Annotated in this window: 12 protein-coding genes; 3 read left to right on the top strand and 9 right to left on the bottom strand. The window is 64.5% G+C overall.

Features of this window, described 5'->3' with window-relative positions; genetic code table 11:
- Positions 1 to 452, top strand: a 452-nt coding sequence (locus ACDELDRAFT_RS16340; protein ID WP_005798825.1) for a recombinase family protein, incomplete at its 5' end; no start/stop codon positions are given.
- Between the two features lie 38 nt (positions 453 to 490).
- Here ACDELDRAFT_RS16340 and ACDELDRAFT_RS25405 read toward each other — a convergent pair.
- The 7 genes from ACDELDRAFT_RS25405 to merT form a co-directional block, all read right to left on the bottom strand.
- A complete protein-coding gene (locus ACDELDRAFT_RS25405) occupies positions 491 to 694 on the bottom strand; it encodes a DUF3330 domain-containing protein (RefSeq protein ID WP_005413391.1) in 204 nt (67 codons plus the stop codon).
- A gap of 132 nt (positions 695 to 826) precedes the next feature.
- Positions 827 to 1,063 carry a broad-spectrum mercury transporter MerE gene (merE, locus tag ACDELDRAFT_RS16350; RefSeq protein ID WP_005413392.1) on the bottom strand — a complete coding sequence of 79 codons (237 nt, stop codon included), beginning with the start codon at positions 1,061 to 1,063 and terminating at the stop codon, positions 827 to 829.
- Positions 1,060 to 1,425, bottom strand: coding sequence for a mercury resistance co-regulator MerD (gene merD, locus ACDELDRAFT_RS16355; RefSeq protein ID WP_005798827.1), 366 nt, complete (start codon positions 1,423 to 1,425; stop codon positions 1,060 to 1,062). Before merD ends, merE begins: the two co-directional genes overlap by 4 nt.
- Before the next feature lie 17 nt (positions 1,426 to 1,442).
- A complete protein-coding gene (gene merA, locus ACDELDRAFT_RS16360) occupies positions 1,443 to 3,128 on the bottom strand; it encodes a mercury(II) reductase (protein WP_005798829.1) in 1,686 nt (561 codons plus the stop codon).
- A 38-nt stretch (positions 3,129 to 3,166) separates the two neighbouring features.
- Positions 3,167 to 3,592 (bottom strand): organomercurial transporter MerC, encoded by a 426-nt coding sequence (gene merC, locus ACDELDRAFT_RS24455; protein ID WP_000522996.1) that lies wholly within the window; start codon positions 3,590 to 3,592, stop codon positions 3,167 to 3,169.
- A 27-nt stretch (positions 3,593 to 3,619) separates the two neighbouring features.
- Complete coding sequence (merP, locus tag ACDELDRAFT_RS24460) at positions 3,620 to 3,895, bottom strand: mercury resistance system periplasmic binding protein MerP (protein WP_004178136.1); 276 nt, start codon at positions 3,893 to 3,895, stop codon at positions 3,620 to 3,622.
- A gap of 13 nt (positions 3,896 to 3,908) precedes the next feature.
- Positions 3,909 to 4,259: a mercuric ion transporter MerT gene (merT, locus tag ACDELDRAFT_RS16375; protein ID WP_005798838.1), complete on the bottom strand. Its 351-nt coding sequence runs from the start codon at positions 4,257 to 4,259 to the stop codon at positions 3,909 to 3,911.
- 71 nt (positions 4,260 to 4,330) lie between these two features.
- Here merT and merR point away from each other — a divergent pair, with 71 nt between their 5' ends.
- A complete protein-coding gene (gene merR / locus ACDELDRAFT_RS16380) occupies positions 4,331 to 4,765 on the top strand; it encodes an Hg(II)-responsive transcriptional regulator (RefSeq protein WP_005798840.1) in 435 nt (144 codons plus the stop codon).
- 294 nt (positions 4,766 to 5,059) lie between these two features.
- Here the strand turns inward: merR and tsaD are convergent, their stop codons facing one another.
- A complete protein-coding gene (tsaD, locus tag ACDELDRAFT_RS16385; RefSeq protein WP_005798842.1) occupies positions 5,060 to 6,100 on the bottom strand; it encodes a tRNA (adenosine(37)-N6)-threonylcarbamoyltransferase complex transferase subunit TsaD in 1,041 nt (346 codons plus the stop codon).
- A gap of 30 nt (positions 6,101 to 6,130) precedes the next feature.
- Positions 6,131 to 7,276: a branched-chain amino acid ABC transporter substrate-binding protein gene (locus ACDELDRAFT_RS16390; protein WP_232504798.1), complete on the bottom strand. Its 1,146-nt coding sequence runs from the start codon at positions 7,274 to 7,276 to the stop codon at positions 6,131 to 6,133.
- Between the two features lie 193 nt (positions 7,277 to 7,469).
- Here ACDELDRAFT_RS16390 and ACDELDRAFT_RS16395 point away from each other — a divergent pair, with 193 nt between their 5' ends.
- Complete coding sequence (locus tag ACDELDRAFT_RS16395) at positions 7,470 to 8,096, top strand: ANTAR domain-containing response regulator (RefSeq protein ID WP_005798844.1); 627 nt, start codon at positions 7,470 to 7,472, stop codon at positions 8,094 to 8,096.
- Positions 8,097 to 8,530: the final 434 nt, after the last annotated feature.

Below are 8,530 nucleotides of genomic sequence, written 5' to 3' on the forward strand. Positions count from 1 at the left end.
CACTACGGCCAGGCGACACGTTGGTCGTTTGGAAACTGGATCGGCTCGGGCGCGACCTGCGCCATCTGATCAATACCGTCCATGACCTGACCGGACGCGGCATCGGCCTCAAGGTGCTGACCGGGCACGGCGCGGCCATTGACACCACGACCGCCGCCGGCAAGCTGGTCTTCGGTATCTTCGCCGCGCTGGCCGAGTTCGAGCGCGAGTTGATCGCCGAGCGCACCGTGGCGGGCCTGGCCTCAGCACGGGCACGCGGCCGGAAAGGCGGCCGGCCGTTCAAGATGACCGCCGCCAAGCTGCGGCTGGCGATGGCGGCAATGGGGCAGTCAGAGACCAAGGTCGGCGACCTGTGCCAGGAACTTGGCATCACGCGGCAGACCCTGTATCGGCATATTTCACCCAAGGGCGAGCTACGTCCAGATGGCGAGAAGCTACTCAGCCGAATTTGATGCCGACATGAGGCGACGTAGCGAAAGCGTGGTTTGTCTCAATTTGACGGCGGCGAACCGCAAGCGTTCGGTTCGCCGCTCGTTTCGGTCGCAGTGCTGGCCCGCGCCTGGAAACGTTGATAACACTCCAGCCCGCAGAAGTGCTCGACGTACTCCGCGCCTTCCGGTGTGAAGGCGGCATCGAGCGGAATTTCCTTGCAGCACACGCAGCAACTGGTGGCGGTCGGATCATTTGCATTCATGGTGGCACCCCTCCATTGACTGACGAAGACGGCGAATGCCGCCGCCGGCATCGGCTTTGCGAACAGAAAGCCTTGCCCGCGCTCGAACGCTTGGGCCCTCCGCCGTAGTCCATCCATCCGGCCGGGAAGCGCTCATGATCTTTCCCTGAATGCCCGCAACGCCCGCGCCAGTGACAGAAGAAACAGGCCGGTCAAACCGAGCGCCGTGATGACCCAATACTCGACAAGGAATGCACCGGCGGTTGTGCCGGCCAGCACGGCAGCGAGGATGGACAGGTGGCAGGGGCAAGTCAGCACGGCCAGCGTGCCCCACAGGTAGCCGGTGAACGGTTTGTGCGTCTCGGCCGGCATGCGCTCGGGGCTGTTCATGGCAAACTCTCCGCATGCTGTGCCGGCGCGGTCGGCATGGCGGCCAACTGCACTTCCAGATTGGCCAACGCTTCGCGCCGGCGTTCGACGAACTGACGCAGCACAGCAAGCTGCGCGGCAGTTTCATCGCAGTTCGCCGCATCCAGCGCCCGGCACAGCCGCGCCAATGCGCCGAGGCCGATGCCCGCCTCGAAGGCGGCCCGCACGAAGCACAGTCGCTGCAAGGCGGCGTCATCGAACAGGCCGTAGCCACCCGTGGTGCAGGCGACTGGCCGCAGCAATCCACGCAGCAGGTAATCGCGCACGATATGCACACTCACCCCGGCATCAAAGGCCAACCGGGACACCGTGTAGGCGTTCATCGAACACCTCCTTTTCCTCATCCGGCACAACACGAAAGCTGCTTCACGTCCTTGCTGAAGGTCTGCGCCGCGAGCTTCAACCCCTCGACCATCGTCAGGTAGGGGAACAACTGGTCGGCCAGTTCCTGCACCGTCATGCGGTTGCGAATGGCGAGAACAGCCGTCTGGATCAATTCGCCGGCTTCCGGGGCGACGACCTGCACGCCGATGAGCCGTCCGCTACCTTCCTCGATGACCAGCTTGATAAAGCCGCGTGTGTCGAAGTTGGCAAGCGCACGCGGCACGTTGTCGAGCGTGAGCGTGCGACTGTCGGTTTCGATCCCGTCGTGATGCGCTTCCGCTTCGCTGTAGCCCACGGTTGCTACTTGCGGATCGGTGAACACCACGGCCGGCATCGCGGTTAGATTGATGGCAGCATCCCCTCCGGTCATGTTGATCGCGGCACGGGTGCCGGCCGCTGCCGCCACATAGACGAATTGTGGCTGGTCCGTGCAGTCGCCGGCCGCGTAAATGTGTGGCGTGCTGGTGCGCATGCCCTTGTCGATGACGATGGCACCCTGCGCATTGACGGTGACTCCCGCCGCGTCGAGTGCCAGGCTGCGCGTGTTCGGTGTCCGTCCGGTAGCGACCAGCAGCTTGTCGGCACGTACTTCACCGTGTCCCGTGGTCAGCACGAATTCGCCGTTCACATGCGCGACCTGGCTGGCTTGCGTGTGTTCCAGTACCTTGATCCCTTCGGCACGGAAGGCCGCTGTGACGGCCTCGCCGATGGACGGGTCGTCGCGGAAGAACAGCGTGTTGCGAGCTAGGATCGTGACCTGGCTGCCCAGCCGGGCGAAGGCTTGCGCCAGTTCCAGCGCGACCACCGACGAGCCGATCACGGCTAGGCGTTCGGGAAGGGTGTCGCTGACCAGGGCCTCGGTCGAAGTCCAGTAGGGTGACTCTTTCAGGCCCGGAATCGGCGGCACGGCCGGGCTGGCACCCGTGGCGACTAAGCAGCGGTCGAAAGCTACCACGCGCTCGCCACCATCGTTTAAACGGACGACCAGGCTCTGCTCATCCTTGAAACGCGCCTCACCATGTACAACGGTGATGGCCGGGTTGCCGTCCAGAATGCCTTCGTACTTGGCATGGCGCAGTTCTTCGACGCGCGCCTGCTGCTGGGCCAGTAGTTTGCTGCGGTCAATCGCAGGCACAGTCGCCGCGATACCGCCGTCGAACGGACTTTCCCGACGTAAATGGGCGATGTGGGCGGCGCGAATCATGATCTTGGACGGCACGCAGCCGACGTTGACGCAGGTGCCGCCGATGGTGCCGCGCTCGATCAGCGAGACGTGCGCGCCTTGCTCGACGGCCTTCAGTGCTGCCGCCATTGCCGCGCCACCGCTACCAATGACGACGACCTGCAACGGGCGTTCGTTGCCACTGGGCTTATCAGCGGCCCCTATCCAGCCGCGCATCTTGTCGAGCAGGCCGGCGCGGTTGTCCGTCGGTGGCGCATCGGCAAGCGTTGCCTCGTAGCCCAGTCCGGCCACGGCGGTAGTCAGCGCATCCGATGACGTGCCCGCCTCAATGGCGAGTTGCGCTGTGCCCTTCGGATAGGACACCAGCGCCGATTGCACGCCGGGCACTTTCTCCAAGGCTTCCTTGACGTGAGCCGCGCACGAGTCGCAGGTCATCCCGGTGATTTTCAGGGTGGTCATGTATTTTTCCTTTTCTGTGGTGGCTACGGCTGTTGCCGTCAGCCACGTTGTTCTGGCAATTCACAGCTGTCCGGCCCGCAGCGGCGATGTGCTGGCGAGATGAAATCCCAGACCGACACCCCAACCATCAAGGCCAGGCCGACATAGAGCAGTCCACCGCTCTGCCAGCCGTAAGCCCGCATTAAAAACACCGCTGCCAGCACCAAGATCGGGCCTATCGTGCCGAGCGCCGTGCGTCGCCACTGTCGATGATTGAGCCAAGCGATAGCATTGGCGAGTAACGCGATGCCGGCGAACATCGGCAGCAGGATGCCAATGAATAGCCCCTCGTACTGGCTCAAGAAGCCCAGTCCGATGGCCGCGCCAAAGCTGGCGATGGCAGGAAAACAGGCGGCGCAGCCCATCGCGGAAACGACGCTGCCGAGCGCGCCGGTTTTGCCAGCGATGCGCGTGATGAGTCCCATGTGTCGCTCCCGAGTTCGGTTAACGGATCAGCGTTTGAGGCTGGACGGATAGCCCGCGTCCTCGGTCGCCTTGGTCAACTTCTGGACGTTGGTCTTGGCATCGTCGAAGGTGACGACGGCCTGGCGCTTGTCGAAACTTACGTCGGTCTTGCTCACGCCCTCAACCTTGGAAAGCGCGTGCTTGACAGTGATCGGGCAAGAGGCGCAGGTCATGCCAGGCACGGACAGCGTGACGGTCTGAGTGGCGGCGAACACGGGGGCAACGAAAGCGGCGAGAGCGAGGGAGGCAAACAGCTTTTTCATGATGAACTCCTGATTAGTAGAAAAATGGCATGACGTAGGGAAAACCAAGCGCGACCAAGACCAACACGGCGACGAACCAGAAAATGAGCTTGTAGGTGGTGCGCACTTGCGGAATCGCGCACACCTCGCCCGGCTTGCAGGCTGCGGTCGGTCGGACGATGCGCCGCCAGGCAAAGAACAGTGCAACCAGCGCCGCGCCGATGAAGATCGGCCGATACGGCTCCAATACCGTCAGGTTGCCGATCCAAGCGCCGCTGAACCCCAAGGTGACCAGAACCAGCGGCCCCAGGCAGCAGGCCGAGGCGAGGATGGCAGCCAGCCCGCCGGCGAAGAGCGCCCCGCGCCCGTTTTGTGGTTCAGACATGCGCGTGTCCTTTCGAATTTAAATTGGATAGCGTAACCTTACTTCCGTAGTCATGTACGGAGTCAAGCAATATGGAAAACAATTTGGAAAATCTGACCATCGGCGTTTTCGCCAAGGCGGCCGGGGTCAACGTAGAGACCATCCGGTTCTATCAGCGCAAGGGCTTGTTGCCGGAGCCGGACAAGCCTTACGGCAGCATCCGCCGCTATGGCGAGGCGGATGTAACGCGGGTGCGGTTCGTGAAATCAGCCCAGCGGCTGGGCTTCAGTCTGGATGAAATAGCCGAACTGCTGCGGCTGGAGGATGGCACCCATTGCGAGGAAGCCAGTAGTCTGGCCGAGCACAAGCTCAAGGACGTGCGCGAAAAAATGACTGACTTGGCGCGTATGGAGTCGGTGCTTTCCGAACTTGTGTGTGCCTGCCACCTGCGGCAGGGGAATGTTTCTTGCCCGCTGATTGCTTCACTGCAAGGGAAGAAAGAACCGCGCAGTACCGACGCGGTGTAGCCAAGGGAACTACGCCTAAGCGTGCTTTATTTTCCGTTTTCTGAGGTGACGTCAACCGTCAGAAAAAACCGTGCGGCCGACTTTTGATAATTCGTGCTATCGCCTTCTGAAAATGACAGCCGCCAACACCCTGCCCTCGCAGCCTGCCAAGGCCGCTCAGGCGCGGCATGCCACCGGCCCACGGCGCACCGGCACAGTGCGGTGGCGGCACGGTTGCACCCCGAGGCCGGTGCGCCACTGCGGGGCGCTGCGCCCTGGGGCCCCCTTCAAGCACGGACGTGATGGCGGGGCGCGTTATGCCAAAGCGTCAAGGGGCCAGCGCGGCTTGACGTCGAACGCATAGTCGCGATTGGGCTCCTGCTGGCCGGCCTGCAGCCGCATGGCCGCAGCCATGGCGATCATGGCGCCGTTGTCGGTGCACAGGTGCAGTTCGGGGTAGTGCACGCGCACCTTCTGCTGCGCGCAGGCGGTGTTGAGCTGTTCGCGCAGGCGGCGGTTGGCGCCCACGCCGCCCGCCACCACCACGCGACGCAAACCCGTTTGCCGCAGGGCCGCGAGCGTCTTCTTGACCAGCACCTCCACGATGGCCGCCTCGGTGCTGGCGGCCAGGTCGGGCTTGCGCGCCGGCAGCTCATCGCCCAGCTTCTTGGCTTGCGTGAGCACGGCGGTCTTGAGGCCGGCGAAAGAGAAATCGAGGTTGCCGCTGTGCAGCAGCGGGCGCGGCAGCTTGAACGCCGTGGCGCTGCCCTGCTCGGCCAGGCGCGACAGGGCGGGCCCGCCCGGGTAGCCCAGGCCCATCAGCTTGGCCGACTTGTCGAAGGCCTCGCCGGCGGCATCGTCGATGGTTTCACCCAGCAGTTCGTAGCGGCCCACGCCATCCACCCGCATGAGCTGGGTGTGGCCGCCCGACACCAGCAGGGCCACGAAGGGAAACTCAGGGGGGTCGGCACTCAGGAAGGGGGACAGCAGATGCCCCTCCAGGTGGTGCACGCCCAGCACCGGCCTGTCGAGTGCCGCGCCCAGCGCACAGGCCACGCCCGCCCCCACCAGCAGGGCGCCCGCCAGGCCCGGCCCCCGGGTGTAGGCCACCACGTCCACATCGGCCAGGCGCTGGCCGGCCTCGGCCATCACGGTCTCGGTCAGGGGCAGCACCCGGCGGATATGGTCGCGGCTGGCCAGCTCGGGCACCACGCCGCCATAGGCCTGGTGCATCTCGATCTGGCTGTGCAATGCATGCGCCAGCAAGGTCGGCACAGCCCCCTGCGGGGTGGAGCGGACCAGCGCCACGCCGGTTTCATCGCACGAAGATTCGATACCCAGGATCAGCAAGCTCATGCCCCGAGTGTAAAACCCGGGCTCGCGCCGCTACCAGCGGTCAGAGCGCATGCGCAGCTCCCAGGCCCCCTTGCGCAGCTGGTAAACGCCCACGGCGCCATAGCGCTGTTCGCCCTTGTCGTCCCAGCTCATCGTGCCAATCACGGGCGCATAGCCGTTGATTCCATGCAGGGCTTTGACAATTTCCGCGGGATCGGCCGACTTGGCTTTCTGAATGGCCGCAGACAGCACATACATGCTGTCGTAGGTGTAGTGGCCGCCATAGGCAGGCGCCTTCTGGTAGGCCACGAGGTACTTTTCGAGGAACGGCTTGCCCGTGGCGAATTCCTTGGCCTCCAGCACCGGCGAGGTGGCATAGACGCCATCGACCATGCCGCTCGCCCGAACCATGTCGGTCGTCTTGATGGTGTCGCCCCCGAGCAGGCTCACGCGCGTGTGACCCACTTTCTGCAGGCCCTGCAGCAGGGCCAGGGCCTGAAAGTCGTTGAGTGTGGACACCACCACCTCCACCTTCGCGGCCTTGAGTTCTGCAGCCAGCCCGTCAAACGCCACCGTCTTGTCGTCGAACGACTTGCGCACCGCCACCTCCTTGCCGGCGGCCTTGAGCTGTTCGAACGCACCATCGGCAAGCCCCTTGCCGTAGGGCGTGCCATCGTCCAGCACCGCATAGCTGGCGGCAGCGAGCTGGGTGGCCGCAAACGAGCCCAGGGCGCGGGCCTGCAGCGTGTCGTTGCCCACCAGCCGGAACGTGTTGGCAAAGCCCAGTTGCGTGAAGCGGGGGTTGGTGGAGATGGCCAGCTGTGCAAGCCCCGCCGCGGAATAGACGGGAGCGGCTTCGATGCTGACGCCTGAATTCAGATGCCCGATCACGGCCACCACGCCCGCGTCGACCAGTTGCCGGGCCACCGCCTTGCCCGTGGCGGCATCGGCCTTGTCGTCCACCGGCACGACTTCGAGCGTGACCCGCTTTCCATCCACCATGTAGCCGCCCTGGTTCAGTTCCGCTACCGCCAGGTTCACGCCATTGAGCAGGTCCTGCCCCAGCGCCGCCAGCGGTCCCGACAAGGGCTGGGCCACCCCGATGCGAATGGTGTCGGGCACCTTGCTGCAGCCCGCCAGCAGGACTGCGGCCAGCGCCGCCATGGCCAGGCAGGCTGCGGCAGGGCGGTGGATCATGGGCATTTTCATCGTTGCGACTCCGTGAAGGAAAAAGGTGCCCGCAGGTATAGCGGCGCCCCCTGCGCAGCCCCTTCGGGTATGCCCTGCCATTAGCAAGTTTCAGGCCCCGCAAGCGCGGGCACCACAGGCATGCAGCCCATGCACCACGGTGGCGCACCAATATGTGGCGTAAATCTTGCTTATAAACCACATGACCGACGCCCTGCGCATCGTGGTGGTGGCCCCCGACCTGGCCCTCACCGATCCCGACGACGACCACGCCGCCAGCCAGGCCGAGCGCTCGCGGGCGCTGCGCATCGGCTTGCTGGAAAACAACTTCAACCTGATCGCCACATTGCCCGCCGATGTGTTTCTGAGCGATCGGCTGGCCCAGCTCCAGCCCGACCTGATCATCGTGGACGCCGAAAGCGAGGCGCGCGACGCGCTCGAGCACGTGGTGATGGCCACGCGCGATGCGCGCCGCCCCATCGTGATGTTCACCAACGACGAAGACACCACGCATGTGAAGGACGCGGTGGCCGCCGGCGTGTGCGCCTACATCGTGGCGGGCCTGGCGCCCCAGCGCATCCGCCCCATCCTGGACGTGGCCATGGCCCGCTTCGCGCACGAACAGGCCCTGCGCGCCGAGCTGGCCGACGCCCGAACCGAGCTGCAGGACCGCAAGACCATCGACCGCGCCAAGGGCGTTCTCATGCAGCGCCAGGGCCTGAGCGAACAGGATGCCTACGAAAAGCTGCGCAAGACCGCCATGGACAAGGGCCTGAAGCTGGGCGAGGTGGCGCGGCGCATGCTGGAGATGGTGGATCTGCTGGGATAGGACGACTCATACGGTTTTGCGTTCCATCGGATCACCAAAGCCCTGAAAGGGAAATTCGCCTCATGAAGATGCCGAGAATCGCCGCCGTGCGGCACTGCGAATCCGCACACATAGCTACGGCCATCGCTGCGATTTGCGCCCTGCCTGACGACGATTTCGACATCTTTGTTTTTTCAACAAACTTCCAATCCAGGACACCGGGCGGGGGCCGAAGACCACGCTGCAGCACGGCAGCGACCCAACGCAGTGATACGTTGGAAGGCAAGGCCGTATCAACCCTGCAGCGGCCCCGGCGTGCGCGCTACGTTCATCACCCAGCACACCATGGCGAAATAGCCCGCCAGCGTGAGCAGCTCGACCAGCCCGGCCTCGCCCCACTGCGCCAGCGCCTGGGCGTAAGTGGCCTCGCCGATCCGGTGCGCGGCCAGCAGCTC

The organism is Acidovorax delafieldii 2AN (assembly GCF_000175235.1).
Lineage (GTDB): Bacteria > Pseudomonadota > Gammaproteobacteria > Burkholderiales > Burkholderiaceae_C > Acidovorax > Acidovorax delafieldii_B.